At 71.5% G+C, this 24,479-nt stretch carries 25 protein-coding genes and 2 tRNA genes; 8 read left to right on the top strand and 19 right to left on the bottom strand.

Annotation, left to right across the window (positions count from 1 at the left end; all coding sequences use genetic code 11):
• From BUB97_RS06985 to BUB97_RS06975, 3 genes are all read left to right on the top strand, one after another.
• On the top strand, nucleotides 1-291 hold a 291-nt coding region (locus tag BUB97_RS06985; protein WP_139281308.1), incomplete at its 5' end, for an OmpA family protein.
• 120 nt (nucleotides 292-411) lie between these two features.
• On the top strand, nucleotides 412-684 hold the full coding sequence (locus BUB97_RS06980) for a DUF3253 domain-containing protein (protein WP_073132996.1): 273 nt from the start codon (nucleotides 412-414) through the stop codon (nucleotides 682-684).
• 58 nt (nucleotides 685-742) lie between these two features.
• Complete coding sequence (locus tag BUB97_RS06975) at nucleotides 743-2,473, top strand: ABC transporter ATP-binding protein/permease (protein ID WP_073132994.1); 1,731 nt, start codon at nucleotides 743-745, stop codon at nucleotides 2,471-2,473.
• Nucleotides 2,474-2,548: 75 nt separating this feature from the next.
• Here the strand turns inward: BUB97_RS06975 and bfr are convergent, their stop codons facing one another.
• On the bottom strand, nucleotides 2,549-3,037 hold the full coding sequence (bfr, locus tag BUB97_RS06970; protein ID WP_073132992.1) for a bacterioferritin: 489 nt from the start codon (nucleotides 3,035-3,037) through the stop codon (nucleotides 2,549-2,551).
• A gap of 84 nt (nucleotides 3,038-3,121) precedes the next feature.
• Complete coding sequence (locus BUB97_RS06965) at nucleotides 3,122-3,349, bottom strand: (2Fe-2S)-binding protein (RefSeq protein WP_245818217.1); 228 nt, start codon at nucleotides 3,347-3,349, stop codon at nucleotides 3,122-3,124.
• 270 nt (nucleotides 3,350-3,619) lie between these two features.
• Between BUB97_RS06965 and BUB97_RS06960 the strand changes: the two genes are divergently transcribed.
• Nucleotides 3,620-4,945 (top strand): cytochrome P450, encoded by a 1,326-nt coding sequence (locus BUB97_RS06960; protein WP_073132988.1) that lies wholly within the window; start codon nucleotides 3,620-3,622, stop codon nucleotides 4,943-4,945.
• On the opposite strand, the gene BUB97_RS06955 is transcribed toward BUB97_RS06960, so the two are convergent.
• Entirely contained in the window at nucleotides 4,920-5,336 is a 417-nt protein-coding gene (locus BUB97_RS06955) for a PaaI family thioesterase (RefSeq protein ID WP_086061962.1), read from the bottom strand. The two genes, BUB97_RS06960 and BUB97_RS06955, sit on opposite strands and share 26 nt — an antisense overlap.
• A 74-nt stretch (nucleotides 5,337-5,410) precedes the next feature.
• Here BUB97_RS06955 and BUB97_RS06950 point away from each other — a divergent pair, with 74 nt between their 5' ends.
• Nucleotides 5,411-6,529, top strand: a complete 1,119-nt coding sequence (locus BUB97_RS06950; RefSeq protein ID WP_073132984.1) for an S-(hydroxymethyl)glutathione dehydrogenase/class III alcohol dehydrogenase — start codon at nucleotides 5,411-5,413, stop codon at nucleotides 6,527-6,529.
• Here the strand turns inward: BUB97_RS06950 and BUB97_RS06945 are convergent.
• From BUB97_RS06945 to BUB97_RS06935, 3 genes are all read right to left on the bottom strand, one after another.
• Nucleotides 6,526-7,107, bottom strand: a complete 582-nt coding sequence (locus BUB97_RS06945) for a hypothetical protein (protein ID WP_073132982.1) — start codon at nucleotides 7,105-7,107, stop codon at nucleotides 6,526-6,528. The genes BUB97_RS06950 and BUB97_RS06945 overlap by 4 nt on opposite strands.
• A gap of 11 nt (nucleotides 7,108-7,118) precedes the next feature.
• A complete protein-coding gene (locus BUB97_RS06940; RefSeq protein ID WP_073132980.1) occupies nucleotides 7,119-7,448 on the bottom strand; it encodes a hypothetical protein in 330 nt (109 codons plus the stop codon).
• Nucleotides 7,449-7,511: 63 nt separating this feature from the next.
• Nucleotides 7,512-8,447 carry a polysaccharide deacetylase family protein gene (locus BUB97_RS06935; protein WP_338141774.1) on the bottom strand — a complete coding sequence of 312 codons (936 nt, stop codon included), beginning with the start codon at nucleotides 8,445-8,447 and terminating at the stop codon, nucleotides 7,512-7,514.
• Between the two features lie 131 nt (nucleotides 8,448-8,578).
• Between BUB97_RS06935 and cydD the strand changes: the two genes are divergently transcribed.
• From cydD to recQ, 3 genes are all read left to right on the top strand, one after another.
• Complete coding sequence (gene cydD / locus BUB97_RS06930) at nucleotides 8,579-10,174, top strand: thiol reductant ABC exporter subunit CydD (protein WP_245818216.1); 1,596 nt, start codon at nucleotides 8,579-8,581, stop codon at nucleotides 10,172-10,174.
• The gene (cydC, locus tag BUB97_RS06925; RefSeq protein ID WP_073132976.1) at nucleotides 10,171-11,826 is read left to right on the top strand and encodes a thiol reductant ABC exporter subunit CydC; all 1,656 of its coding nucleotides are present in this window, start codon (nucleotides 10,171-10,173) and stop codon (nucleotides 11,824-11,826) included. The genes cydD and cydC overlap by 4 nt, the downstream gene beginning before the upstream one ends.
• 112 nt (nucleotides 11,827-11,938) lie before the next feature.
• The gene (recQ, locus tag BUB97_RS06920) at nucleotides 11,939-13,777 is read left to right on the top strand and encodes a DNA helicase RecQ (RefSeq protein WP_086061961.1); all 1,839 of its coding nucleotides are present in this window, start codon (nucleotides 11,939-11,941) and stop codon (nucleotides 13,775-13,777) included.
• A gap of 39 nt (nucleotides 13,778-13,816) precedes the next feature.
• Here recQ and BUB97_RS06915 read toward each other — a convergent pair.
• From BUB97_RS06915 to BUB97_RS06855, 13 genes are all read right to left on the bottom strand, one after another.
• Nucleotides 13,817-13,893: transfer RNA gene (locus tag BUB97_RS06915), tRNA-Arg, on the bottom strand.
• A gap of 28 nt (nucleotides 13,894-13,921) precedes the next feature.
• Nucleotides 13,922-14,233 (bottom strand): ETC complex I subunit, encoded by a 312-nt coding sequence (locus BUB97_RS06910; RefSeq protein WP_073132972.1) that lies wholly within the window; start codon nucleotides 14,231-14,233, stop codon nucleotides 13,922-13,924.
• 33 nt (nucleotides 14,234-14,266) lie between these two features.
• Nucleotides 14,267-14,340, bottom strand: a tRNA-Pro gene (locus BUB97_RS06905).
• A gap of 58 nt (nucleotides 14,341-14,398) precedes the next feature.
• Nucleotides 14,399-15,673 (bottom strand): serine--tRNA ligase, encoded by a 1,275-nt coding sequence (gene serS / locus BUB97_RS06900; protein WP_073132970.1) that lies wholly within the window; start codon nucleotides 15,671-15,673, stop codon nucleotides 14,399-14,401.
• A 10-nt stretch (nucleotides 15,674-15,683) separates the two neighbouring features.
• Nucleotides 15,684-16,472, bottom strand: a complete 789-nt coding sequence (gene tatC / locus BUB97_RS06895) for a twin-arginine translocase subunit TatC (protein WP_245818215.1) — start codon at nucleotides 16,470-16,472, stop codon at nucleotides 15,684-15,686.
• Nucleotides 16,473-16,490: 18 nt separating this feature from the next.
• Nucleotides 16,491-17,075 carry a Sec-independent protein translocase protein TatB gene (tatB, locus tag BUB97_RS26125; RefSeq protein WP_073132964.1) on the bottom strand — a complete coding sequence of 195 codons (585 nt, stop codon included), beginning with the start codon at nucleotides 17,073-17,075 and terminating at the stop codon, nucleotides 16,491-16,493.
• Between the two features lie 182 nt (nucleotides 17,076-17,257).
• A complete protein-coding gene (scpB, locus tag BUB97_RS06885) occupies nucleotides 17,258-17,992 on the bottom strand; it encodes an SMC-Scp complex subunit ScpB (protein WP_408906126.1) in 735 nt (244 codons plus the stop codon).
• Nucleotides 17,976-18,767, bottom strand: a complete 792-nt coding sequence (locus tag BUB97_RS06880) for a segregation and condensation protein A (protein WP_073132961.1) — start codon at nucleotides 18,765-18,767, stop codon at nucleotides 17,976-17,978. Before BUB97_RS06880 ends, scpB begins: the two co-directional genes overlap by 17 nt.
• Nucleotides 18,764-19,453, bottom strand: coding sequence for a site-2 protease family protein (locus tag BUB97_RS06875; RefSeq protein WP_073132960.1), 690 nt, complete (start codon nucleotides 19,451-19,453; stop codon nucleotides 18,764-18,766). The genes BUB97_RS06880 and BUB97_RS06875 overlap by 4 nt, the downstream gene beginning before the upstream one ends.
• Nucleotides 19,454-19,460: 7 nt before the next feature.
• Nucleotides 19,461-20,474: a beta-N-acetylhexosaminidase gene (gene nagZ / locus BUB97_RS06870; RefSeq protein WP_073132958.1), complete on the bottom strand. Its 1,014-nt coding sequence runs from the start codon at nucleotides 20,472-20,474 to the stop codon at nucleotides 19,461-19,463.
• Nucleotides 20,471-21,388 carry an SPOR domain-containing protein gene (locus tag BUB97_RS06865; RefSeq protein ID WP_139281307.1) on the bottom strand — a complete coding sequence of 306 codons (918 nt, stop codon included), beginning with the start codon at nucleotides 21,386-21,388 and terminating at the stop codon, nucleotides 20,471-20,473. Before BUB97_RS06865 ends, nagZ begins: the two co-directional genes overlap by 4 nt.
• The gene (argS, locus tag BUB97_RS06860; RefSeq protein WP_073132955.1) at nucleotides 21,385-23,205 is read right to left on the bottom strand and encodes an arginine--tRNA ligase; all 1,821 of its coding nucleotides are present in this window, start codon (nucleotides 23,203-23,205) and stop codon (nucleotides 21,385-21,387) included. Before argS ends, BUB97_RS06865 begins: the two co-directional genes overlap by 4 nt.
• A gap of 7 nt (nucleotides 23,206-23,212) precedes the next feature.
• Entirely contained in the window at nucleotides 23,213-24,418 is a 1,206-nt protein-coding gene (locus BUB97_RS06855) for a deoxyguanosinetriphosphate triphosphohydrolase (RefSeq protein ID WP_073132953.1), read from the bottom strand.
• Nucleotides 24,419-24,479 lie beyond the last annotated feature (61 nt).

Below are 24,479 nucleotides of genomic sequence, written 5' to 3'. Positions count from 1 at the left end.
GACCTGACGGACCGCGCCCGCCAGATCATCGCCGAGGCCGCCCAGGCCGTGACGTCGACCGGCACGACCCGCATCGAGGTGGCGGGCCATGCCGACCGCTCGGGCACCCCGCAGTACAACCAGCGCCTCTCCATGCGCCGGGCCGAGGCGGTGGCCGCCGAGCTGTCGCGCCGTGGCATCGCCCGCAATCAGATGTCGATCCAGGCCTTCGGCGAGAGCCGTCCGCTGGTCCCGACCGCCGATGGCGTGCGTGAGCCGCAGAACCGCCGCGTCGAGATCGTCCTGCGCTAATCCCGCAGGGCCTCTCGCGAGGAACTTGAAGGGGCGGAGCCGCAGGGCTCCGCCCCTTCTTCATGCCAGCCATGGCGGATCGCGGTTCCCCTGCCCCGCCATTCGGCGTAACCCACCGCCATGACAGCCCGGCCCGACCGCCCCGCCATCCAGGCCGAGATCCTGCGCCAGACCGAGGCGCGCCCGGGCAGGAGCATCTGCCCCAGCGAAGTGGCGCGCGCGCTGCTGCCGGAAGGCTGGCAGGCGCTGATGACGCCGGTGCGCCAGGCCGCCGTCGCCCTGGCCCGCGATGGGCGGGTGGAAGTGCTCAGGAAGGGCAAGCCGGCGGATCTGGACGGGCTGCGGGGCGTGATCCGCCTGCGGGCGCCGCTTTCTTCACCCGGCGCGGATTGACCGGAGCCCCGCCCAGGAGACACTCACCGGCTCGAACTCAGCCGGATCCGCACCGCCCATGCGCCACACCTTCGCCGCCTTCCGCGACGCATGGTCCCTTTCGCGCCCATTCTGGAGCGGCGAGCACCGATGGGCGGCCCGGGGGCTGCTCACTGTCGTGGTGGTGCTGAACCTCGCCCTGGTCGCGATGAATGTGCTGCTGACCTACTGGCAGCGCGGCTTCTACAACGCCCTGGAGACGAAGGACTGGAACTCCTTCATTAGCCTCCTCGTGCTGGGTGGACCGACCGAGGATTTCGGCTTCATCCCCGGCTTTTGCCTTGTCGCGGCCATCTACATCCTCGTCGCGGTCTACGCGCTTTACCTGAAGCAGGCGCTGCAGATCCGCTGGCGCAGGGCGCTGACGGAATCCTTCACCCGCCGGTGGCTGGACCATCGCGCCTATTACCGACTGGCCGTGCAGGACCGCGCGACGGACAATCCGGACCAGCGCATCGCCGACGACGCGCGGCTTTTCGTGGACAGCACCCTCACCCTCGGCCTTGGCCTGATGCGGGCGGTGGTCACGCTGCTCTCCTTCATCTTCGTGCTCTGGAGCCTTTCGGGGGAGATGACGCTCTTCGGGGTTTCCATCCCCGGCTATCTCGTCTGGGTCGCCCTCGCCTATTCGGCGCTCGGTACCTGGCTGACGCATCTGATCGGGCGGAAGCTCATCACGCTGAACTTCGTGCAGGAGCGGGTGGAGGCCGATTTCCGCTACGCGCTGGTCCGCGTCCGCGACAATGTGGAGGGCATCGCCCTGCACCGAGGCGAGGCGGAGGAGAAGGACGCGCTGGAGGGGCGCTTCGGCGCGGTGATCGGCAACTGGTGGGGCATCATGCGGGCCACCAAGCAGCTCACCTTCTTCACCGCCGGCTTCTCCCAGGTGGCGACGATCTTCCCCTTCCTGGTGGTGGCGCCGAACTACTTCGCCGGCCGAATCCCCCTTGGCGGCCTCATCCAGACCTCCTCGGCCTTCGGCTCGGTGCAGGAGGCGATGTCCTGGCTCGTGAACAACTATGAGCAGGTGGCGGCCTGGCGCGCGACCGTGCAGCGCCTCACCGGCTTCGACGCCGCCGTCGCCGCGGCCGAGGCGCATGCGGCGGACGGACCTGCCGTGCAGGTGGAGCCGCGGGAGGATCTCGCCGCGAGCGGCCTGACCGTCACCCTTCCCGATGCGCGACCGCTGCTGGAAGACGTGTCCCTCTCGGTCGCGCCTGGGGAGGCGGTACTGGTCACCGGGGCTTCCGGAAGCGGCAAGTCCACCCTGTTCCGCGCCCTCGCTGGCATCTGGCCCTTCGGCCGGGGCCGAATCGCCGTGCCGGCCGGGAGGCGCGTCCTGTTCCTGCCGCAGCGCCCTTACCTTCCCCTGGGGAGTCTGCGCCGCAGCCTCTGCTATCCCTCCTCCGAGGCCGCCTTCGACGATGGCGTCGTGCGGGCCGCGCTGGCGGATGTGGGCCTCGGCCATCTCGCGCCGCGGCTGGACCAGGTGGAGAGCTGGGACCGGGTCCTTTCCGGCGGCGAGCAGCAGCGCCTGGCCTTCGCCCGCGCCCTGCTCCAGCGGCCGGACCTGCTCTTCCTGGACGAGGCGACGGCAAGCCTCGACCCCGTGGCGGAGGAAACCCTGTACCGGCTGCTCAGGGAGAGGCTGCCCGGCAGCGCGATCATCTCGATCGCTCACCGGCCGGCGGTCGCCGCCTTCCATGACCGCATCCTGCGGCTGCAGGAACGGCAGCTCGTGCCCGCATGAGAAAGGGGCCGGGGGACGCGATGCCCCCGGCCCCTCGATTCTTCTGCCCGAAGGCCGGCGCCCCGGCCCTGTGGTTCAGTGGCCCTGGTCGGGTGCCGGGTCGGAGTTGAGGAGGGTGTAGCGCTCCTCGCCGATCTTCTCGATCAGGGTGAACTGGGCGTGCAGGAAGTCCTCGTGCTTCTCCTCATCGGCGAGGATCTTCAGCAGCAGGTCGCGGGAGACATAGTCCCGGACCGCCTCGCAATGGGCGATGCCGTCCTTGAGGTCCTGGATCGCCTTCTGCTCGAGGCGGGAGTCGCATTCCAGCACCTCCTTCACAGACTGGCCGATCAGGATCTGGTTCAGCCGCTGCACGTTCGGCAGGCCATCGAGGAAGAGGATGCGCTTGATCAGCTCATCCGCGTGACGCATCTCCTCGATCGATTCCTCGTACTCATGCTTGCCCAGCCGCGTGACGCCCCAGTGGTTGAGGGTGCGGGCATGCAGGAAATACTGGTTGATCGCGGTCAGCTCGTTCGTGAGCTGGATGTTCAAATACTCGATGACCTTCGGGTCGCCGGCCATGGCTCACGCCTCCGTCCTTCTCAAGGCGGAGATGGAACGCCACGCCTTTGTGGTCAAGCCTTTGTTTTTTAAAGGCCTCTGCGACTAATTCGCGACTGCCGCCATCACTTCGCCATCCGCTGCCCCCGCTGGGCGGCTGCGGAGCATGCAGAGGATGCTGGCCGTGCAGGAACCGCACTGCGCGCGGCAGTTGCACGCGGCATAGACGTCATGGGTGCGCCCGGCGCCGGAGGCGATGGCCGACTGGATCTGGCTGTCAGTCAACGCGTTGCAGATGCAGACATACATGCCGGGCGGGTCTCCGCTGCGCATAGGAGGTTGCGGGAGGGTTCTAGCAGCCGCGAAAGGTGATGCAAGTCATTCTCAACCTAATTCGCATCGAGCCACCCGGCGCGTTGCCGCCGGGCCGCATGGCGCGCATAGTACCGCGATGCAGCACAGGGTTCCGGGCATGCCTCTTCCGCCCGCGAACGTGCCGCGTTCCCCCTCCTGAACGGGGCCTGAGCGCTGGATCACACCCCTCCCCTTCCTCCCCGCCCGGAACCCCCGGCGCGAACGCCCGGCCTGCTGAAGGCGCTCACCGTGCTGCGCGGCGACGTGCTGGCGGCCCTTCCGCGCGTCGCCTACCGGCGGCAGGTGATGGCCGTGCGCATGGGCAAGCGCCAGATCATCGCCGTGAACGACCCGGAGGTGGTGCGGGACGTCTTCATCACCCGCGCCGCGAATTACGGCCGCAAGAGCCACTTCAAGGAACAGGCCCTCCAGCCTGTCATCGGGAAGAGCCTCTTCGCCAACCATGGCGAGATCTGGACCACCCGCCGGCCGCCGATCGGACGGCTGCTGCATCCCTCCGGCGTGGGCCGGCTGCAGCCCCTTTTCCAGCAGGTCGGCGCGCAGCTTGCCGCCCGATGGGCAGGGCTCGCCGGGGAAGGCGGGCTGGTGGACGTGGCCCCGGACCTGGCCACCGCGACGCTCGATGTCATGCTCCTCGCGGTGTTCGGCCCCGGGGTGCCCGAGGGCGAGGCGCGGGCCATCGCGGAGGCCTTCACCCGCTTCCAGTCCCAGGTGCAGGTGATCGACCTGCCCTATCTCCTCGGCCTGCCGAATTGGCTGGCTGGCCGGCATAAGCGGGCCACGCTGCGGGCGGCCGCCGAGATCCAGGCCCGGATCGCCGGGCTGATCGCCATGCTGCCCGGGGAGGAAGGCTATCTCGGCGGCCTCCGCGCCCTGAAGGACGAGGATGGCCAGCCGCTGCTGGACGAGACGGGGCTGCTGGAGGAGGTGGCCATGCTCCTCCTGGCCGGGAGCGAGACGGCGGCCAATGCCCTCGCCTGGACGCTATATCTCCTCTCCACCCATCCCGAATGGCAGGACAGGGTGCGTGAGGAGGTCTTCGGCCTTCTGGGGGAGCGGGCGCCGGAGGCCGGGGAGCTGAACGCGCTCGTCGTGACCAAGGCCGTGATCCAGGAGGGGATGCGGCTCTACCCGCCCGTGGCCGTGCTGGCGCGCCAGCCCCTCGCCCCGGATCGGATCCGCCGCTGGACGATCCAGCCCGGCGACACGCTGCTCTGCATCCCCTGGCTCCTACACCGGCATGAGGCGATCTGGGAGCACCCGCACGCGTTCCATCCCGAGCGGTTCCTGCCCGAGAACGCGAAGGCCATTCCGCGCTTCGCCTACCTGCCCTTCGGCCTCGGGCCGCGGGTCTGCGCCGGCGCGGCCTTCGGCATGGCGGAGATGACGACCTTCCTCGCCATGCTGCTCCAGCGCTTCGACCTGGGACCGGGCCCCGTTCCCGTGCCCCGCTTCCGGCTCACGCTCCGGCCCGAGGGGGGGATGCGGCTGCTGCTGCGGCCGCGCGCCGCTGTGGGACCGGCCGCGGCTAACGGGCCGCCGGCGCTGCCCTGAACCAGGTGGAGGTGGCATGGGCGCAGGGCTTCTCCTCCCCCTCCCCGTGCATCCAGACCTCCGCATAAAGGCTGCTGCGCCCCCGCCGGACGATGCGGACCTCGGCGACCACGCCGATGCTGCCCGCGGGGCGCAGGAAGGCGATCTGGAGCTGCGCAGTGCGGGTCTCGTCCGCGCCGCCTGTGGCAACGAGCAGCGGCACCCAGATGGCCACATCGGCCAGGGTCATCAGCGCGGGGCCGGAGGCGGTGGCGCCGGGCCGCAGGGAGAGGGGGGAGGGCGGCAGGCGTAGCGTCGCCGAATCAGGTCCGGCGCGCAGCACCTCGATGCCCAGCGCTCCGGCCAGGGGCACGCCCTCGCGCACCCGCGCCGTCAGCTCCTCTGGCGTCACGCGCCCCTCCCCTGTTCCGTCCCCGTCCCGCCGGATAGAAACACCTCACCGCAGCCAAGGGGAGCCGCCTCGCCATGAAGACCCGTGCCGCCGTCGCCTGGGAGGCGAACAAGCCCCTGACGATCGAGACCGTGGACCTTGAGGGGCCCAAGGCCGGCGAGGTGCTGCTGGAGGTCATGGCCACCGGCGTGTGCCATACCGATGCCTACACGCTCTCAGGCCTGGATTCCGAGGGCAAGTTCCCCTGCATCCTCGGCCATGAGGGCGCGGGCATCGTGCGCGAGGTCGGCGCGGGCGTGACCAGCGTGAAGCCCGGCGACCATGTCATCCCGCTCTACACGCCCGAATGCCGCAACTGCAAAACCTGCCTCTCCCAGCGCAGCAACCTCTGCACGGCGATCCGCGGCACCCAGGGACAGGGCCTGATGCCGGATGGCACCAGCCGCTTCTCCTGCGAGAACCCGAACAAGCCCGTGTGGCACTACATGGGCTGCAGCACCTTCTCCAACTTCACCGTGCTGCCGGAGATCGCGGTCGCGAAGGTCCGCGAGGACGCGCCCTTCGACAAGATCTGCTACATCGGCTGCGGCGTGACCACCGGCATCGGCGCGGTGATCTACACGGCCAAGGTCCGGCCGGGTTCCAACGTGGTGGTGTTCGGCCTCGGCGGAATCGGGCTGAACGTGATCCAGGGCGCGCGGATGGTGGGCGCGGACCGGATCATCGGCGTCGATCTCAACCCGGGTAAGGTCGAGATGGCGAAGAAGTTCGGCATGACCCATTTCGTCAATCCGGACGAGGTCGGCCGCGACAAGGTGGTGCAGGCGATTCAGGACCTGACCGATGGCGGCGCCGACTACTCCTTCGAATGCGTCGGCAACGTGCACACCATGCGCCAGGCGCTGGAATGCTGCCATCGCGGCTGGGGTGAGAGCATCATCATCGGGGTCGCGCCCTCCGGCACAGAAATCTCCACGCGCCCCTTCCAGCTCGTCACCGGTCGGGTGTGGAAGGGCTCGGCCTTCGGCGGCGCGCGCGGGCGCACCGACGTGCCGAAGATCGTGGACTGGTACATGGAGGGGAGGATCGACATCGACAGCCTGATCACCCACACCATGCCGCTGGACCAGATCAACCACGCCTTCGACCTGATGCACGAAGGCAAGTCGATCCGCAGCGTGGTGACATTCTAGGAACCGCCTTCGGCGCGGCGCCGCTCCTCCCTCGCCCGGGCGCTCAGCAGGCGCCGGGCGAGGCGAGGATCCTCCGGCAGGGGCGGCTTCGGCGCGAAATCGGAGAAGGCGCGCATCATCTCCTCGAAGCTGCGGTCCATGCCCGTGGCGATGGTGACATGCCCGAAGTTGAGCTTGCGGTTGCCGAAGCCGAGGAGGCGCTGGATCGGCTTTCCAGGATGGGCGGACGGATCCTTCAGCCAGATCGTGAGATAGTCGTTGAACAGGTAGCGCTTGCGCTGCCAGCGCTCCACGGCTTCCCAGGGGATCGGGCGATCGGACCAGCGCGTCCAGGTGAAGCCGTGCCTGTCGACGATCAGGACCGGCCTTTTCTGAAGCGCCAGCCGCAGGCAGACCGCGATGCCGATCGCCAGAGCGATCAGCACCAGCAGCGCGAAGAGGCGCAGCCCAAAGGGCGCGGCGGGATGCAGCAGTTGCGACGCCAGGATGGCCGCAACGAGGGGCGCGAGGCTGGCGACCACCACCACCATCGCGCGGCGGTTCGGATAGGCGACGAAGGCTTCCCGATCCGGGCCCATTCCGCGGCCTCCTACCAGCTGAAGCGCGAGGCGAGCGGAAAGGCGACGATGCAGAGCACCGCCGAGAGAAGGCACATCACCACCACGGCGGCATTCTTCAGCCCCTCATGCCGGGTCCGGCGGCCCTCCGCCCACCATTCCACGACCCGCCGAGCCGGCCGCTTCACCAGGGCCCAGCCGCCGTAGAGCAGCATCAGCCCGAGGACGAACGCCTCCCGCTGTTCCCACCGGTCCAATCCGGGGGGCGCGAGGGCGATCATTGCGAAGGCGGCGCCGTAGCACAGCATCAGCAGGTAGCCGGTGCCGATCCCACGCCAGTCGAGCAGGTCCCGTTCCGTCATCCCGGGCAGTCTGCCCCGGAATGCGGCCGAAATAGGAAGCGCGGCTTCACGAAGCCGCGTGCTTCAACCCGGGAGCGAACCGGCCGGCAGGCACGAGGCGTGGTCGTACACGCCGCCAGCCGTCGTGATCCACACGGCCTCCCGATGCGCCGCCACATGCGCCAGCGCCCGCCGCAGGGCGCGCATGCGGTAGGGCTGGCCGATGATGTAGGGGTGCAGCGCGATTCCCATCACCTGCGCCACCCCGTCACGCACCTGCCGCAACCGCTCGTCGAAATCCTCCACGACCATCTCGGCGAACTGGGCCGCGCCGTCCTTGCGCGCGACAATGGAGGGGATGTCGTTCACCTCCTGCGGATAGGGGATCGCGAGCAGCGGCCCGTGCCGCGTGGCGTGCCAGACCGGCTGGTCGTCGCTGCACCAGTTGAGGGTGTAGCGGTAGCCGGCCTCGGCCAGCAGGTCGGGAGTCGCATGGCTCTCGGCAATCCAGGGCGAAAGCCAACCGCGGGGAGCGACTCCCTCCTGCCGACGCATCGCCTCCGTCGCCTCCGCGATGAGGGTGCGCTCCTCCGCCTCGGGCAGCACCGACTGCCGCTCGGAATTGCTGCGGCCATGGCCGGCCATCTCGTCGCCCCTCGCCCGGTGCGCGGCGACGAGCTCCGGCGCGTGGTGATACATCGCGCTGTTCATCAGGACGGTGCAGGGCAGGCGCAGCTCGTCCAGCGTCTCGATCAGCCGCCACGCGCCGACCCGGTTGCCGTAGTCGCGCCAGGCATAGTTCAGCACGTCCGGATGCGGTCCGCCCGGCGCCAGCTCCGCGCCGAGGCCTTCGCCGAAGGCGAAATGCTCGAGATTGACCCCGAGATAGACGGCCAGCCGCGCGCCGTTCGGCCAGGTCCATGCCGGGCGGCCGCGCCAGGGGTGATAGGCGTGGCGGCCATGGGTGGGGAGCATGCGGGCCTTCTCGCGAATGGGGCGGATGATGGATGCAGGCGCCATGCCGCATTCCTCGACGCGCGGCTTTGCCCTAGAACGGCCGCGCAATGCCTCACCACGCCGGACGTGATCACCGCCGTGATCCTGGCCGCGCCCTGCTCTCCGCCGCTGCGCGGGAGGGGCGATCGGCCCTGATGCCTCCCATCCTGCTTGGCCTCGCAGCGACCGGCTGCGGGATCGCGCAGGCGTGGCTCCTCGCGACCCTTCTTGCCGCGCTGCTCGGCCTGGGGGAGGCAGGATGGGGCAGCCTCGCCGCGGCCGCCGGCCTGGCCCTGCTCCAGGTCGCCCTCGGCGTCGCGCAGGAATCGGCCTCCGCCCGGGCGGGCGAGGCCGCGCGCGCCACGCTCCGCCGCCGGCTCTTCGGGCGGCTGCTGGCCGAGACCCCCGCCAGCCGCCCGGCTGGCGAAGGCGCGGCCCTGGCTGTGGACCGGATCGAGGCGATGGACGGCTATTTCGCCCGCTGGATCCCGGCCGCCGCCCTGGCGGTCACCGCTCCGCTCGCCGTCGCGCTTTCGGCCGCCGCCGCCGACATGCTCAGCGGCGTCATCCTCCTCGCGGCGGGCATGCTCGTGCCGGTCGGCATGGCGCTCTCGGGCATCGGCGCGGCGGTGGCGAGCCGGAGGCAGTTCGATGCGCTCCAGCAGCTGTCCGGCCGCTTCCTCGACCGGATGCGCGGCCTGCCCACGCTGGTGCTGTTCCGGCGGCAGGAGGCGGAGGCGCGGGCGCTGGACGCGGCGGCGCAGGAGCTGCGGGCCCGCACCATGCGGGTGCTCCGCCTGGCCTTCCTCTCCACCGGCATCCTGGAGCTGATCGCAGCGGCGGTGCTGGGCTGCCTGGCCTGGCGCCATGGCAACCTGGCGGTCGCCGGCCATCCGGCGCCGGTCGCGGCCCTCTTCTGCCTGCTCCTGGTTCCCGCCTTCTTCGCGCCCTTCCGCGCCTTCTCGGTCGCCTATCACGAGCGGATGTCGGCGCAGGGCGCGGCGGCGGCGCTGGCGCCCATCCTGGCGGAACCCGGCCCGGCCGGGCTGCTGCTGGAGGAGGTGCCGCCCAGCGTCACGCTGGTCGTGGACCACCTCACCCACCGCCCCGATCCCGCGCGGCCGATGGCGCTGGAGGATGTCTCCTTCCGCGTGCTGCCGGGCGAGACGCTGGTGCTCTCCGGCCCCAGCGGCTCCGGCAAGTCCACCTTGCTGAAGCTGCTGATGGGCTTTTCCACCCCGGATTCGGGGCGGATCGCGCTGAACGGGCGCGACGCCCTCGCCCTCGCCCCGCCTGAGCGCCGCCGGCTGATCGCCTATTTGCCGCAGCGGCCGGTGCTGCTGCGCGGCACCATCCGCGAGAACATCCGCCTGGCCCGCCCGGAGGCTGATGACGCCGCCGTCGAGGCCGCCGCGCGTGCCGCGCAGGTGACGGCCTTCGCCGACGACCTGCCGCAGGGCCTGGACACGCCCGTGGGCGAAGGCGGCCATGGCCTTTCGGGCGGGCAGCGGGTGCGTGTCGCGCTCGCCCGTGCCTTCCTGCGCGACGCGCCGCTCGTCCTGCTGGACGAGCCCACCGCTCACCTGGACCCCGCGACGGAGGCGGAGGTGCTCGACAGCTTGCGGCGCCTCTGCACCGGGCGCACGGCGGTGATCGCCAGCCATTCCGCCGCGCTCCGTGCCCGTTTCTCCCGGGTTCTGGAGCTGCGCGAGGGTCGTGTGGTGCCGCAGCGCCGGGCGGCCACGCCATGACCGCGGCCCGCGACCTTGCCCGGATCCTCGGCCTGTGGCGCTCCCGCGCCGGGTGGCTTACGGTCGGCGCCCTCGTGGCCGCCGCCTCGGCGCTGGCCGGCCTGGCGCTGCTGGCCCTTGCGGGAAGCGGCGTCTCCCAGGGCTTGGCGACCGGCACCCTGGCCGCCGGCGCCGCCTCGCTCATCCTGATGCGCCCGCTGATCCTGCTGCGCCCCTTGCTGCGCTGGGCGGAGCGGATGGCGACACATGAGGCGACCTTCCGGGCTCTGGCCGACACCCGCACCTGGTTCTTCCGCCGCCTCTCGGAACGGCTTTCCGCGGGCCCCGGCCTGAACCGCTCGGGCGACCTGCTCGGGCGGCTGGTGAGCGATGTGGAGGCGCTGGACGGGCTCTATCTCCGCGCGCTCGTGCCCATGGCGGCGGCCGCCTCCGTGGTCCTGGCCGTTGCCGTCATCCTCGGCGGGCTTTCCCCGGCGCTCGCGGCGATCGTGGCCATTCCCCTCGCCCTCGCCCTGTTGCTGCCCGTGCTGGTCGCGCCCTTTGCGGCCCGCGCGGCCTCGCGCAACGCGGCCGCGACCGGCGCGCTCCGGGCGGAGGCCGTCGAGCCTCTGATCGCCATGGAGGACATCCTCGCCGCCAATGCCGAGCCGCGCGCCCTGGCGAAGCTGGAAGCGGCGGCGGACCGGATGGACGGCGAACGGCGCCGCCTGGCCCGCGCCGGCTCGCTCGGCGCGGCCTCCGGCACGCTGCTGACCCAGGCGGCCCTGCTCGGGGCCCTTGCCTGGGGGCTGGCCGGTGGAGGGGCCGGGGCTGGCGCCGTGGTTGTGGCGCTCTTCCTCGTCCTGGCCGCCATGGATGCGCTGGGCGCCCTGCCCCGGGCCGGCGCCGCCCTGGCCCTTGCGGCCGCCGGCGCGCGGCGCCTGCTGGAGGCAGCCGACCAGCCCATTCCCGTGCCCGATCCGCCGGCCTCGGCGACACCCTCCGGGCATGCCATCGCCATCCGCGGCCTCAGCTTCACCTGGGCGCCGGACCGCTCGCCCGTTTTCGACAACCTCTCCCTGGATCTGCCGGAGGGCGCGCGCATCGCCCTTCTCGGTCCCTCCGGCGCGGGCAAATCCACGCTTGCCGCGCTGCTGCTGAAGCTCGCGGCGCCGCAGGAGGGGGTGATCACCCTTGGGGGCGCCGATTACACGACCCTTTCGGCCGACACCGTCCGCGCACGGATCGCCTGCCTGACGCAGGACGCGACCCTCTTCGACGACACCATCGCGGCCAATCTCCGCCTCGCCGCACCGGATGCACCGGACCCGGCCCTGTGGGACGCGCTGGAGCGCGCGCGGATCGCGGATCTCGTGCGTGCCCTGCCCGACGGGCTGGAGACGCGCTGCGGCGAGGCCGGGGCGCGTTTCTCCGGCGGGCAGGCGCGGCGCATCGCCCTGGCACGCGCGCTTCTCTCCCCGGCCTCCGTCATCATCCTCGATGAGCCCACGGCCGGGCTGGATGCCGCGACCGAGCGAGCCTTCCTCGAAACCCTGGATACGGCCCTCGCCGGACGCAGCGCGATCCTGATCACGCATCGGCTGATCGGGGTGGAACGCCCGACGCGCATCCTGCGCATCGCTGGCGGCCAGGCGCTGCCGGCCATGTCCTGACCACCCTCGTTGCGCCGCCGTGCCCTGTCACGCGGCCGCGCCCTGCCCCATTTGATCGTCACATCATGCCCGCTTCCCGCCCTGTTGCCCTGCCCTGCGCCGTGACCCGCGCATGAGCCACGCCGCCGATCCCCGGGCCGTCCTGCACGACGTCTTCGGCTTCACCGATTTCCGCGGCCGTCAGGCGGAGATCGTGGAGCATGTGACGGCGGGCGGCTCGGGCCTCGTCCTCATGCCCACGGGCGGCGGCAAGTCGCTCTGCTATCAGGTGCCGGCGCTGTGCCGGCCTGGGCTCGGTGTGGTGGTCTCGCCCCTCATCGCCCTGATGGAGGACCAGGTCGCCGCGCTGCGCCAGCAGGGCGTGGCCGCCGCGGCCCTGCATTCCGGGCTCGATGAGGAGGAGCGCCGGCGCGTCTCGCTTGACCTCGCGAACGGCAAGCTGAAGCTCCTCTATGTCTCGCCCGAGCGGCTGGCGGTGGAGGGCACGGCGGAGCGGCTGGCGCGCGGCAACCTCGCCCTTTTCGCCGTGGACGAGGCGCATTGCATTTCCGCCTGGGGGCACAACTTCCGGCCCGAATACCGCATGCTGACCATGTTGGCGGAGCGCTTCCCCGACGTGCCGCGCGTGGCGCTGACGGCGACCGCCGATGCCCGCACGGTGGACGACATCCGCGAGCGCCTCTCCCTCACGGAAGCGCCGGTCTTCCGTGGCAGCTTCGACCGGCCGAACATCCGGATCGAGGTCGCGCCGCGCGACAATGCCATCGCCCAGATCGCGGCCTTCATGGAGGAGGCCGATGACGGGCGCGGGGCCGGGATCATCTACTGCCCCAGCCGCGCCGAGACGGAGCGCACGGCCGCCCGCCTGCGCAAGGATGGCTACGACGCCCTGCACTACCACGCCGGCATGGACGCGGCCGACCGCCGCGCGGCCGAGCGCCGCTTCTCCTCCGGCGACCCGGTGGTGATGGCGGCCACCATCGCCTTCGGAATGGGGATCGACCGGCCGGATGTGCGCTGGGTGGCGCATCTCGCCCTGCCCGGCGGACCGGAGGCCTGGTACCAGGAGATCGGCCGTGCCGGCCGGGACGGTGCACCGGCCCGCGCCCTCCTCCTCTATGGCGCCGAGGATATCGCGGTGGCCCGCCGGCGCATCGCCGAGAGCCCGGCGGCGGAGAACCAGAAGCGGCTGGACCATGAGCGTCTGGACCGGCTGGTGGCCATCGTGGAAAGCGCCACCTGCCGCCGCCGCCTTCTGCTGCGCTGCTTCGGCGACGACCTGCCCGCGGATTGCGGCAATTGCGATGCCTGCCTCCGCCCGCCCCGGCTGGTCGATGCGACGGAAGCCGCGCGCAAGCTCCTCTCCGCCGTGCACCGCACCGGCGGGCGCTTCGGGCTGGGCCATGTGGTGGACGTGCTGCGGGGCAAGGAAACCGACAAGGTCGGCTCCTTCGGCCATGACAAGCTCTCTGTCTTCGGAATCGGGCGGGACGTGGCCGAGGGGGCGTGGCGCAACATCGCCCGCCACCTGCTGGCGCGCGGCGCACTGGAGATGGCCAGCGAGACGAACCTGCCGATCTATCAGGCCACGGAGGCCGCACGCCCGATCCTGCGCGGGGAGCAACCCGTGATGCTGCAGGAATCCGCCCTGCGAGAGGCCGCGCGCCCCCCCCGCCGCCCGCGCCAGGGCCGCGCGGCCGCGCCAGCCGGTGGATTCGCGGGCAGCCCCGCCGAGGCCGGCGTGTTCGAGGCGCTGCGGAACTGGCGGAAGGAGGAGGCCACGCGGCAATCCGTGCCGGCCTATGTCATCTTCCCCGACCGGACCCTGGCCGATATCGCCGCGGAGCGCCCACGTACGCTGGACGACCTAGCGGAGGTGCATGGCGTGGGCGCGTCGAAGCTGGAGCGCTACGGGCTCGACGTGCTGCGGGTGCTGCGGGACGCCGGATAGCCGAAGGGCCCGGCCTTGCGGCTCGGGCCCGGAAAGGAGTGGCGCACCCTGAGGGACTTGAACCCCCAACCAACCGGGTAGAAGCCGGTTGCTCTATCCAGTTGAGCTAAGGGTGCCCAAGTCCGGGGACGGGCCGAACCGGCGTCAATGCGTCCAGTTGAAGAGACGGTCCGTGCGGAAATTGTCGGCATAAGCCTTGGGCCGGATGGCCGGGCGCTGCCGCCGCGGCTCGACCTCATAGGCCAGGCCCTCGGCCCTGGCATAGGCGATGGCCTCGTCCAGCGTGCCGAAGCGCAGCCGGACCTGGCGGTCCGTGTCGCCCGAGCCCCACCAGCCCGTGAGCGGGTCAATGCGCTTCGCCTCCTTGGGGGCATGCTCCAGCACCCAGTCATCGGTGCGGGCGGTACCGGACTGCATGGCGCTTTTCGGCGTCGAATAAATACGGGCGATGCTCATGCGCGGCACTCCAGACGTCAGGTCTCGTCAGAATCGGGGCGGCGGGATTCGAACCCACGGCCTCCTGTACCCAAAACAGGCGCGCTACCAGGCTGCGCCACACCCCGCGAGACCGGGGGGGAACCTATGGGGATGCCGCCCCGGGCGCAATGGCCCGAAGCGGGATCAGGCAGCCTGAATAGCCTCCAGCCCGCCCATATAGGCGCGGAGCACCGGCGGAACGGCGATCGAACCGTCCTCCCGCTGGTGCGTCTCCATCACCGCGATCAGCGCCCGGCCGACGGCCACCCCGGAGCCGTTCAGCGTGTGGAGGAACAGGTTGCCCTTCCCCTCCCGCGGCTTGAACCGGGCATTCATCCGGCGGGCCTGGAAGTCGCGGCAGTTGGAGCAGGAGGAGATCTCCCGCCACGCGCCCTGCCCCGGCAGCCAGACCTCGAGGTCATAGGTCTTGGCGGCACCGAAGCCCGTATCCCCGGCGCAGAGGACGATCCGGCGCCAGGTGAGGCCCAGTTCGGTCAGCACCCGCTCGGCGCAGCGGGTCATCCGCTCATGTTCCTCGGCGGATTGCTCGGGGGTGGTGATGGAGACCATCTCCACCTTGGTGAACTGGTGCTGGCGGATCATGCCGCGCGTGTCCCGCCCGGCGGAGCCGGCTTCGGAGCGGAAGCAGGGAGACAGGGCGGCGAGGCGGATGGGAAGCGCGGCTTCCTGCAGAATCTCGTCGCGGACCGTGTTGGTCAGCGGCACCTCGGCGGTCGGGATCAGCCAGCGCTCGTCCGTGGTGCGGAACAGGTCCTCGGCGAATTTCGGAAGCTGCCCGGTGCCGTACATGGTGGCGTCGTTCACGAGTAGCGGCACCACCGTCTCGGTATAGCCATGCTCGTCCACATGCAGGTTGAGCATGTACTGGCCGATGGCGCGTTCCAGCCGCGCGAGGTGGCCCCGCAGAACGGTGAAACGGCTGCCGGCGAGCTTGGCCGCCGTCGCGAAATCCATCCCGCCCAGGGATTCGCCCAGCTCGAAATGCTGCTTCGGGGTGAAGGGCAGGTTCGGCAGCTCGCCATGCTGGTGCAGCACGACGTTCGAGGCCTCGTCCGCGCCCTCGGGCACGTCCGCATCCAAGAGGTTGGGCAGCGCCTCCAGGATCCGGGTCTGGGCTTCCTCAGCTGCGCGCGCCTCGGCGTCCAGCCCCTCCATCCGGGCGCGCAGGTTGGTCGCCTCGGCCTCCAGCGCGGAGGTGTCGGCCCCGCTGCGCTTGCCCTGCCCGATCTCCTTGGCCAGCGCGTTGCGGCGGGCCTGTGCCTCCTGCGCCGTGGTCTGGGCGGCGCGGCGGGCGGAATCGAGGGTCAGTAGCTCCGTGGAGACGGGCGCGAGCCCCCGGCGGGCAAGCGCCGCGTCGAACGCGGCCGGATCGGCGCGAACGGCCCGGATGTCATGCATGGGAAGCGCCTCAGGTGATGGGGGGCTTGGGCTTCGGCGTCATCCAGGTCGCGGCCAGGATGGACAGCTCGTAGAGGACGATCAGCGGCACGGCGAGGCCGACCTGGCTGATGATGTCCGGCGGGGTGAGGATCGCAGCCGCCACGAACATGCCGACGATCGCGTAGCGCCGCCCGCGCCGGAGCTGGTCCACGCTGACGATGCCCACGCGGGCCATCAGGGTGAGCGCCACCGGCAGCTGGAAGGCCACGCCGAAGGCCAGGATCATGTGCATGACCAGCGAGAGGTATTCGGAGACCTTGGCCTCGAGCTGCACGGGCAGCCCGCCACCGCCAGTCGGCGTCTCGAAGGAGATGAAGAACTTCCACGCCAGCGGGAAGATGAAATAATAGGCCAGCGCCGCGCCGAGCACGAAGAGAACGGGCGAGGCAACGAGGAAGGGGGTGATGACCTTCTTCTCGGACTTGTAGAGCCCGGGCGCGATGAACAGCCAGAGCTGCGTCGCCCACATTGGAAAGCTGAAGAACACCGCCCCGAAGAAGGCCACCTTCAGATAGGTGAAGAAGGCCTCGTAGAGCGCGGTGAAGATCATCCGCCGCTCGCCCCCGCCCTGCTCCATCAGGATCTCGGCCAGCGGGCGCGCCAGGAAGCCGTAGATCGAGGTGGAGAAGTAGTAGCAGAGCGCGAAGGCGATGCCGAAGGCGCCGATCGACCAGAGGAGCCGCGTGCGCAGCTCCAGCAGGTGCTCGATCAACGGCATGGGCTTGTCGTCGATCGTATCTTCCGGGTCACGGGGCACGGGTGATGCGGCTCTTCGTCAGGCGGTGTGGGTGGCGGGGCGCGCGGGCGGCTCCGCGGCGGCGGGCGGAGGAGTCGAGGAGCCGAAGGGGTCCATGCCGGTCGCCTCGGCGCCGGCCAGGCTGGCCGTGGCGGCGGGCGGCGCGGCCGGGGCGGGCCCCGGCGGCGTGGCATCGGGCGTGTCGGCGGCGGCGGCGCTGGCCGTCACCTCCGGCGCGGGGGTGGTGGCGTCCACCGGCGGGGGCGAATCTGGAAGCACGGCGTCGGTGCCCGCAGCCGGGGCGGCATCGGAGGTGGGCGGAGGCGGCGCGCGGAACGGATCCTCCCGCATCGTGCGGGTGAGCGTTCCGTCCTCGTCCACGGCCTTCTCGATGGTGGACTTCAGGTCGAAGTTCCGGATGTCGCGGATCTGGTCGCGCACATCCTCCAGCTTCGCCTCGCGCACCACCTCGTCCAGGTGCCCCTGGAACTCGCCGGCCATGCGGCGCAGCTTCTGGATGCCGCGGGCGACGCCGCGCACGGCGTCCGGGAGGTCCTTCGGACCGATCACCACCACCGCCACGACAGCGATTAGCGCGATCTCGGACCAGGCGAGGTCGAACATGTCTCTCCGATCACCCGGGGCGGGCCGCCACCGCCCCTGGATGGGCAGGACCGGTCCCTGGCGGGGTCGTCTCCGTTAGCAGAACTCGCCCGCACCACAAATGGGGCGGGACCCAAAGATGGGCCCGCGCGGCGCGGGATGGAAGCCGCGTCACCTTGTGTTGCAGGCGAGGTCCCGCCGGCTCACCGCGGGGCCTGCACCGGTTCGGGCAGGGGAAGGCCCGGCTCGGGCAGCAATTCCTCGCGCTTGGGCAGGTCGCGAAGCGAGGCCAGGCCGAACTGTTCCAGGAATCGGGGGGTGGTGGCCCAAAGGGTCGGGCGGCCCGGCGCCTCCTTCTTGCCCCGGGGGGCAACGAGCCCGTTCTCCAGCAGCAGCTCCAGCGTGGTCTGGGACAGGGCGGTGCCGCGGATTTCCTCGATCTCGGCGCGTGTCACGGGCTGGTGCCAGGCGATGATCGCAAGCGCCTCCATGGCGACCCGCGGCAGGCGCCGCGGCACCTCCACCACGCGTGTCAGGGCAGGCGCCAGGTCTTCCGCCGTGCGGAAGGCGAAGCCGCCCGCCACGTTCACCAGGGTCACGCCATGGCCCGCATACTCCGCCGCCAGGGCGCCCAGCACCGCCGCCGCGCTCATCCCGGGCGGGAGCAGAGGCGCGAGGCGGGCCGGGGTGACAGGGGTGGCGGAGGCGAAGACGAGGGCCTCGGCGAGCCGAATGGCCTCGGGAGAGGGAGGAAGCTCCGCCACCTCGGCCGCGGGCTGCGGAGCCGCCTCGCCGGACGGGATGGCGGGCGTGACCCCCTCCCTGTCGTGCCCCGATGCTTCGGACGGGTCCGGAGCCGGGCCGGGCTCCTCGGCCTGCGGCAAGGGCGCGGGGTGCTCGGCGTCGGGTTGGTCCTCGTGGTCAGGCGGCATCGGCATCGCGGGTCTCCGCGCCCGGGGCGCCAGCGCGCGCGGCCTGGGCCTGGGGGCGCAGCAGGATGGGGGCGAAGGGCGCGTCCTGGCGCAGTTCGGCCAGGCCCGTCTTGGCCATTTCCAGCCCGGCCACCAAGGTGCTGGCCAGCGCCGCGCGGCGTTCCGTCGGGTCCATTTCGGATTCGGGGAGGAAGCCCGACAGCTCGGCCCATCCCGGCGTGCGGCCCACCAGGATCTGCAGCCGGGCCAGGGCGTCCTGCACCGTCCAGATCTTGCGTGGCTTGGGGCGGTAGGGCCGGCGCGCGGCGGCCCGGCGCAGCACGTCGGCATAGGCGCGGAGCAGGCTGGGCAGGTCGGCCGCAAGCGCCGAGCGGTCCTCCAGCACCAGGTTCTCCGGCGCGCCGCGCGCCATCACGTCCCGCCCGAGGAAGGGGCGCTGCGCCAGCCAGGCGGAGGCCTCGCGCATCCGCTCCAGTTCCCGCAGCCGGTCGGCGAGCGCCTCGGCGAGCGACTCGGCGTCCTCCTCGGCCTCGGGATCGTCGGGGAGGAGCAGGCGGGATTTGAGCCAGGCGAGCCAGGCCGCCATGACGAGCCAATCGGCCGCGATCTCCAGCCGCACGCGGCGGGCACCCTCGATGACGGTGAGGTACTGGTCCACCAGCGAGAGGATGGAGATCTTCGCGATGTCCACCTTCTGCGCCCGGGCGAGGTCGAGCAGCAGGTCGAGCGGCCCCTCGAACCCCTCCAGCGTGACGACCAGCGCGGGCTCGGGCGTGCTCATCCGCCGTGGCCCGTGATGCCGAGGATGAACCGCGCCGTGGGCAGCACCACCGAGGTGACGAGGGAACGGAGCGGGTCGAAGCCGGGCACCGCCATGGGCAGGAGGAACAGCAGGCCCAGCACGATGAAGAGGCCGTAGCGCTCCAGCCGGATGAAGGGGACGCCGATCGCGGGCGGCAGCAGCCCCCCGAGGATGCGCCCGCCATCCAGCGGCGGGATGGGCAGCAGGTTGAAGGCCGCCAGGACGAGGTTGCCGATGAGGGAGAGGATGAGGAAGCCCTCGATCCAGTCCATGACATTGTCCCCGCCGGGCCCCTGGAAGGGGTGCAGCAGCAGCGCGGCGGCGAAGGCAAGGGCGACGTTGATCGCCGGCCCGGCCGCTGCCACCAGCACCATGCCGAAGCGCGGGTTGCGCAGCGCCATGATATTCACCGGCACGGGCTTCGCCCAGCCGAACATCACCTCCACCCGGCCGGAGACGAGGAGCTGGGAAATCAGCAGGATGCCGGGAACGATGAGGGTGCCCAGCGGGTCCACATGGCGCAGCGGGTTCAGCGAGAGGCGGCCGAGCCGCGCGGCCGTGTCATCCCCCAGCGCGCGCGCGGCATAGCCATGCGCCGCCTCATGCAGGGTGATGGCGAGGATCGCGGCCAGCGCCGCGGCGGCGAAGTCCGGGAGCCAGTCCATCCGGGCGTCAGGCGTCGGTCAGGGCGTGGGGCGCGGCGGAAGCGGGGCGGGCGGACGCCGCCGCGCGGGCCGGCGGGCGGGCCGCCAGGGCAGCCGCCCGGGCCGCGTGCATCCGCTCCTCCGCCCGGGGTGACAGTGACGGGCAGTCCCGCAGCAGGGCGGCCGTATCCTCCAGCACGCCATTGCAATGGAGGACCAGGTCGCAACCCGCCTCGATAGAGGCCCGGGCGAGATCGCCGCCAAAGCCGCCCAGGGCGCCCATCATCAGGTCGTCCGAGACGAGCACGCCATCGAAACCGATCTCTCCACGGATGGTGCCCCCGATCAGCCCTGGCGAGAGGGTCGCGGGCCGGTCGGGGTCGATGGCGGCGTAGGTGACATGGGCGGTCATGGCCCAGAGATGCCGCCCCGCATCGCGCGCGCAGACCGCGCGGAAGGGCGCGATATCGGCGGCCAGGGTGGCCGCATCGGCCTCCACCCGGGGCAGGTCCACATGGCTGTCCGCCATGGCACGGCCATGGCCGGGGATGTGCTTGATCACGGGCACGCAGCCGGCGGCCATGAGCCCCTCGATCCAGGCCTCGCCCAGCCGGGCCACCTCCGCCGGGTCGGCCGAGAAGGCGCGGTCCCCGATCACGTCATGGGCGCCGGGCAGGCGGAGGTCGAGGCAGGGGGCGCAGACCACATCCAGCCCCATGGCGGCGCAATGGGCACCGAGCAGGGCGGCGTTCGCCCCGGCCCGCGCCTCGGGCTCGCCTTCGAAGCGCGCGGCCGGCGGGAAGGAAGGCCAGTAGGGCGGGCGGAGGCGCGCGACGCGGCCGCCCTCCTGGTCCACCAGGATCGGCGCCTCCTGCCCCAGGATCTCCCGGATGGAAGAGGTGAGGTTGGAGAGCTGCGACGGGTTGTCCACGTTGCGCCGGAAGAGGATCACCCCGGCCGGCGGCATGGCGCGCAGCAGCGCCGCCTCCTCCCCCGTGAGGGAGAGGCCCGACAGGCCGGTGACGGCCGCGCGCGCCCTCATCCGCCGATCACGGCGCAGGGCGCGCCCTTGGCCTTGGCGGCGGTGCAGAGCGCGGCGGCGACCTTCGCGTCCGGCAGGCCGCCGGTCCGGATGCGCCACATCGGCGGAAGGTCCCCACGGTCCACGCGGGTGATCACGGGCTGGCGCCCCGCCAGTTCCGGAATCCGGCCCTGGAGACGAGCCCATTCGCCCTGGGCGGCCTCTTCGGAGCTGACGGCGCCGAGCTGGACCACGAAACGGCCGCCACGGGCCGGGGCATTGGCGGGCATGGGCGGCGGCGAGATGGGCGGGGTCTGTGCCGCCGGCGCCTGGGCTGCCTGGTTCGGGGCTGCCTGGTTCTGGACCGCCTGATTCGGGGCGGGCGCTGGAGGCGCCTGCTGCGCCGAAGAGGAGGCCGCCCCGCGCCCGTTCTGCGCCGGGCTGAGGCTGGGATTCACGAGGGGCGGGCGGACGGGCGCTGCATCCGGCTGCACGGCCGGCAGCGTCGCCGGCGTGGATGCCGCGGGCGGCTGAGCCTGGGCCTGAGCTTGGGCCTGGGCCTGCTGGGCGCGGGAGGCGGCCTGGCGCAGGGCGGCCAAGTCCGGCCGCTCCGCCTCGGGCGTCAGCCGCGCGGTGCCGGTGGCCACGCCGCCGGGGTTGCGGCGGGCGCTTTCGAAAATCCGCTCGTCCTGGTTCGCCACGCGCATCCCGCCGGGATCCTCCGGCTTCACGCGGATCGGGCGCGCATCGGCCTCGATCGTCGGCACGCCGCGGTTCACGGCGCGCGAGACGCCCCAGACCACGCCAGCCCCGACCGCCGCCGCGCACAGGATGGCGCCCGAGACGGCGACCATGCGCCAGGGCACCTGAAAGCCCGCGCCCAATCCCCTCTTGGGCGGGCGGACCCGATAGCTCGGAACCGTGAAATCGCTCACCGCATCTCCTCGACGGGCGTCACCCCCATGACGGCCAGACCCGAGCGGATGACCGTGGCCGTCGCCGCGACGAGGGCAAGCCTCGCGCGCGTGGCCTCCGGTTCCCCTTCCCGGATGAAACGCAACGTCGCGTCGTCGCGCCCCCGGTTCCACAGTAGATGAAAGTCAGCGGCCAAGTCATGGAGAAAGAACGCGATTCGGTGGGGCTCGCGCGCCAGGGCGGCGCCCTCCACCGTGCGCGGCCAGGCGGTGAGGCGCCGGATGAGCGCCATTTCCGCCGGATCGGCCAGGGCTTCGAGCGGCGCGGCGGCCAGATCCGCCGCCGCCGGCTCCCCGGCCTGGCGCAGCACGCTGCGGCAGCGGGCATGCGCGTACTGCACGTAGAAGACCGGATTGTCGCGGGACTGCTGCACCACCGCGTCCAGGTCGAACTCCATCTGCGCATCGGCCTTGCGCGTCAGCATGGTGAAGCGCACGGCGTCACGGCCCACCTCGTCGATGAGGTCGCGCAGCGTGACATAGGTGCCGGCGCGCTTGGACATGCGCACGGGCTGGCCGCCCTTCACCACCTTCACGATCTGCGCCAGCACCACGTCGAAGGAAACGGGCTTGTCGGCCGAAAGCGCCGCGACGGCCGCCTTCATGCGCGGGACGTAGCCGCCGTGGTCCGCGCCCCAGACCTGAACCAGCTCGTCGAAGCCGCGCGCGATCTTGTCGGCATGGTTGCCGATGTCGTTCGCGAAATAGGTGTTCGTGCCGTCGCTCTTGCGCAGCGGCCGGTCCACGTCGTCGCCGAACTCGGTGGAGCGGAAGAGCGTCTGCTCGCGCGGTTCCCAGTCATCGGGCAGCTTGCCCTTGGGCGGCTCCAGTACGCCCTCATAGACCAGCCCGCGCGCGGCGAGCTCCGCGATCGCGCGGTCGGCCGCGCCGCTCTTCACCAGCGCGGCTTCGCTGATGAAGACGTCGTGGTGCACGCCGAGAGCGGCGAGATCCTCCCGGATCTCCGCCATCATCATCGTCACCGCGCGCTCGCGAACGAGGGAAAGAGTGTCCTCGGACGGCGCCTCACCCTCGGCGGGGATCAGCCTGTCGCCGAATTCCCGCAGCAGCGCCTCGCCGACGGGAACGAGGTAGTCGCCACCATACTGCAGGGAGACGCCGAACGCGTTCTCCACGATCTCGCGCGCCTGCTCGGGCGGGCTCGTGGCCAGGCTGCGCAGCACGGCGCGCCCGGCATGGCCGGCCCGCGCGGCGGCTTCGAGGTAGCGCCAGAAGGCGGCCCAGGCGAGGGCCTGCACCTGCGCGCCGGCATCGTTGATGTAGTATTCCTTGGTGACCGCCCATCCCGCCTTGGTCAGCAGGTTGGCCAGCGCATCGCCCACCACCGCGCCGCGGCAATGGCCGACATGCATGGGGCCGGTCGGGTTCGCGGAGACATATTCCACATCCACCTTGCGCCCGCCGCCCGTCCGGCCGTCGCCATAGGCTTCGGCGGCCCGCAGCACGATCGGAAGCTGCGCGCGCAGCAGCGACTCCTCCAGCCGCAGGTTGACGAAGCCGGGCCCGGCCGGCGCCGCGCTGACGATTCCCGCGCGCCCGGTCAGCCGGGCCGAAAGATCCTGCGCCACCTTCTGCGGCGGCATGCGCGCGGGCTTGGCTACCACCAGCGCGGCATTCGTCGCCATGTCCCCATGGCTCGGATCGCGCGGCGGCTCCACCAGCACGCGCGCCAGCAGCTCCTCCGGCAGGTCCGGCAACAGCGCGCGGAGCTCGGTCACGACCGCGTCGCGGATCGTGCGGAAAATATCGTGATTCATGTCGTCATCAGCCGGGGATGTTGGGGTCCGTCAGGCGACGGTGTTCTTCGAGCGCGAAGCGGTCCGTCATGCCGGCCAGCCAGTCGCAAACCGTGCGCGCGGCGCTGGGCGAGCCTGGTTCGCCGGCGCGCTTGGCCCAGAGCGGAGGCAGCATGTCGGGCTGGCCATGCAGCAGTGAGAACATCACCTGCAGGGCGCGCTTGGATTTCAGGGCGGTGCGGTTCACCCGCCAGTGGCGGTACATCCGGCCGAAGAGGAAGTCGCGCGTCTCCTGGTTCAGCGCCCGCATCCGGTCGGAGAAGAAGACGACGGGCTGCGGGGCGTTGCGGATATCCGCGACACTCTTCGGGCGCAGCGCGGCGATACGGCGGCGCGCCTCCTCCACCACGTCCATGATCATCAGGTTGATGACGCGGCGGATGATCTCGCCCGCGACGCGGTCGGGCGGCGCGTCGGCCGGAATCGCGGCCATGGCCTGGTCGCGCGCCATGGCGATCAGCGGCAGGTGGCACACCTCTTCCAGGGTGAAGAGCCCGGCGCGCAGGCCGTCATCGAGGTCGTGGTTGTTATAGGCGATATCGTCCGCGATGGCCGCCGCCTGAGCCTCGGCGCTGGCATGGCAATGCAGCTCCAGGTCGTGGCGGGCCGAATACTCGGCGATATAGGGCGGCGGGCGGCGCAAGGGGCCGTTGTGCTTGGCCAACCCCTCCAGCGTCTCCCAGGTGAGGTTCAGCCCGTCGAAGCCGGCATAGCGGTGCTCCAGCAGGGTCACGGCCTTGAGTGACTGGGCGTTGTGGTCATAGCCGCCCCAGGCCCGCATGACCCCGTTCAGCGCCTCCTCTCCGGCATGGCCGAAGGGGGGGTGGCCCAGGTCATGCGCCAGGGCCAGCGCCTCGGCCAGGTCCTCGTCCAGATGGAGCTGCCGCGCGAGGGAGCGGGCGATCTGCGCCACCTCGATCGAATGCGTCAACCGGGTGCGGAAGGCGTCGCCCTCATGGAAGACGAAGACCTGGGTCTTGTACTGGAGGCGGCGGAAGGCCGTGGAATGGATGATCCGGTCCCGGTCCCGCTGGTAGGGCGAGCGCCCTCCCCCGGCATCCTCGGGATAGAGGCGCCCACGCGTCTCCCCGGGCTGGACCGCCCAGGGGGCCAGGTCATGCGGGCTGCGCGCGGGCGTGGCGTCCGGCGCGGCGGAGGGATCGGGGGCGTCCATGGCGTCGGCGGGCCGTAGCACCCGGTAAGCGCGGGCGGCAAGGCTGGCGCGCGTTGGAGAA

Origin of the sequence: Muricoccus roseus (genome assembly GCF_900141905.1) — a bacterium.
Classification (GTDB): domain Bacteria; phylum Pseudomonadota; class Alphaproteobacteria; order Acetobacterales; family Acetobacteraceae; genus Roseomonas; species Roseomonas rosea.
Note: the sequence above shows the minus strand (reverse complement) of the source record. Positions and strands in the feature narration are given on the sequence as shown.

Bases quoted from the DNA above. Each gene is read 5' to 3' on its own strand.
- BUB97_RS06980 (WP_073132996.1), top strand. From the start codon at position 412: ATGACAGCCCGGCCCGACCGCCCCGCCATCCAGGCCGAGATCCTGCGC.
- BUB97_RS06975 (WP_073132994.1), top strand. From the start codon at position 743: ATGCGCCACACCTTCGCCGCCTTCCGCGACGCATGGTCCCTTTCGCGC.
- bfr (WP_073132992.1), bottom strand. From the start codon at position 3,037: ATGGCCGGCGACCCGAAGGTCATCGAGTATTTGAACATCCAGCTCACG.
- BUB97_RS06965 (WP_245818217.1), bottom strand. From the start codon at position 3,349: ATGCGCAGCGGAGACCCGCCCGGCATGTATGTCTGCATCTGCAACGCG.
- BUB97_RS06950 (WP_073132984.1), top strand. From the start codon at position 5,411: ATGAAGACCCGTGCCGCCGTCGCCTGGGAGGCGAACAAGCCCCTGACG.
- BUB97_RS06945 (WP_073132982.1), bottom strand. From the start codon at position 7,107: ATGGGCCCGGATCGGGAAGCCTTCGTCGCCTATCCGAACCGCCGCGCG.
- BUB97_RS06940 (WP_073132980.1), bottom strand. From the start codon at position 7,448: ATGACGGAACGGGACCTGCTCGACTGGCGTGGGATCGGCACCGGCTAC.
- BUB97_RS06935 (WP_338141774.1), bottom strand. From the start codon at position 8,447: ATGGCGCCTGCATCCATCATCCGCCCCATTCGCGAGAAGGCCCGCATG.
- cydD (WP_245818216.1), top strand. From the start codon at position 8,579: ATGCCTCCCATCCTGCTTGGCCTCGCAGCGACCGGCTGCGGGATCGCG.
- cydC (WP_073132976.1), top strand. From the start codon at position 10,171: ATGACCGCGGCCCGCGACCTTGCCCGGATCCTCGGCCTGTGGCGCTCC.
- recQ (WP_086061961.1), top strand. From the start codon at position 11,939: ATGAGCCACGCCGCCGATCCCCGGGCCGTCCTGCACGACGTCTTCGGC.
- BUB97_RS06910 (WP_073132972.1), bottom strand. From the start codon at position 14,233: ATGAGCATCGCCCGTATTTATTCGACGCCGAAAAGCGCCATGCAGTCC.
- serS (WP_073132970.1), bottom strand. From the start codon at position 15,673: ATGCATGACATCCGGGCCGTTCGCGCCGATCCGGCCGCGTTCGACGCG.
- tatB (WP_073132964.1), bottom strand. From the start codon at position 17,075: ATGTTCGACCTCGCCTGGTCCGAGATCGCGCTAATCGCTGTCGTGGCG.
- scpB (WP_408906126.1), bottom strand. From the start codon at position 17,992: ATGCCGATGCCGCCTGACCACGAGGACCAACCCGACGCCGAGCACCCC.
- BUB97_RS06880 (WP_073132961.1), bottom strand. From the start codon at position 18,767: ATGAGCACGCCCGAGCCCGCGCTGGTCGTCACGCTGGAGGGGTTCGAG.
- BUB97_RS06875 (WP_073132960.1), bottom strand. From the start codon at position 19,453: ATGGACTGGCTCCCGGACTTCGCCGCCGCGGCGCTGGCCGCGATCCTC.
- nagZ (WP_073132958.1), bottom strand. From the start codon at position 20,474: ATGAGGGCGCGCGCGGCCGTCACCGGCCTGTCGGGCCTCTCCCTCACG.
- argS (WP_073132955.1), bottom strand. From the start codon at position 23,205: ATGAATCACGATATTTTCCGCACGATCCGCGACGCGGTCGTGACCGAG.
- BUB97_RS06855 (WP_073132953.1), bottom strand. From the start codon at position 24,418: ATGGACGCCCCCGATCCCTCCGCCGCGCCGGACGCCACGCCCGCGCGC.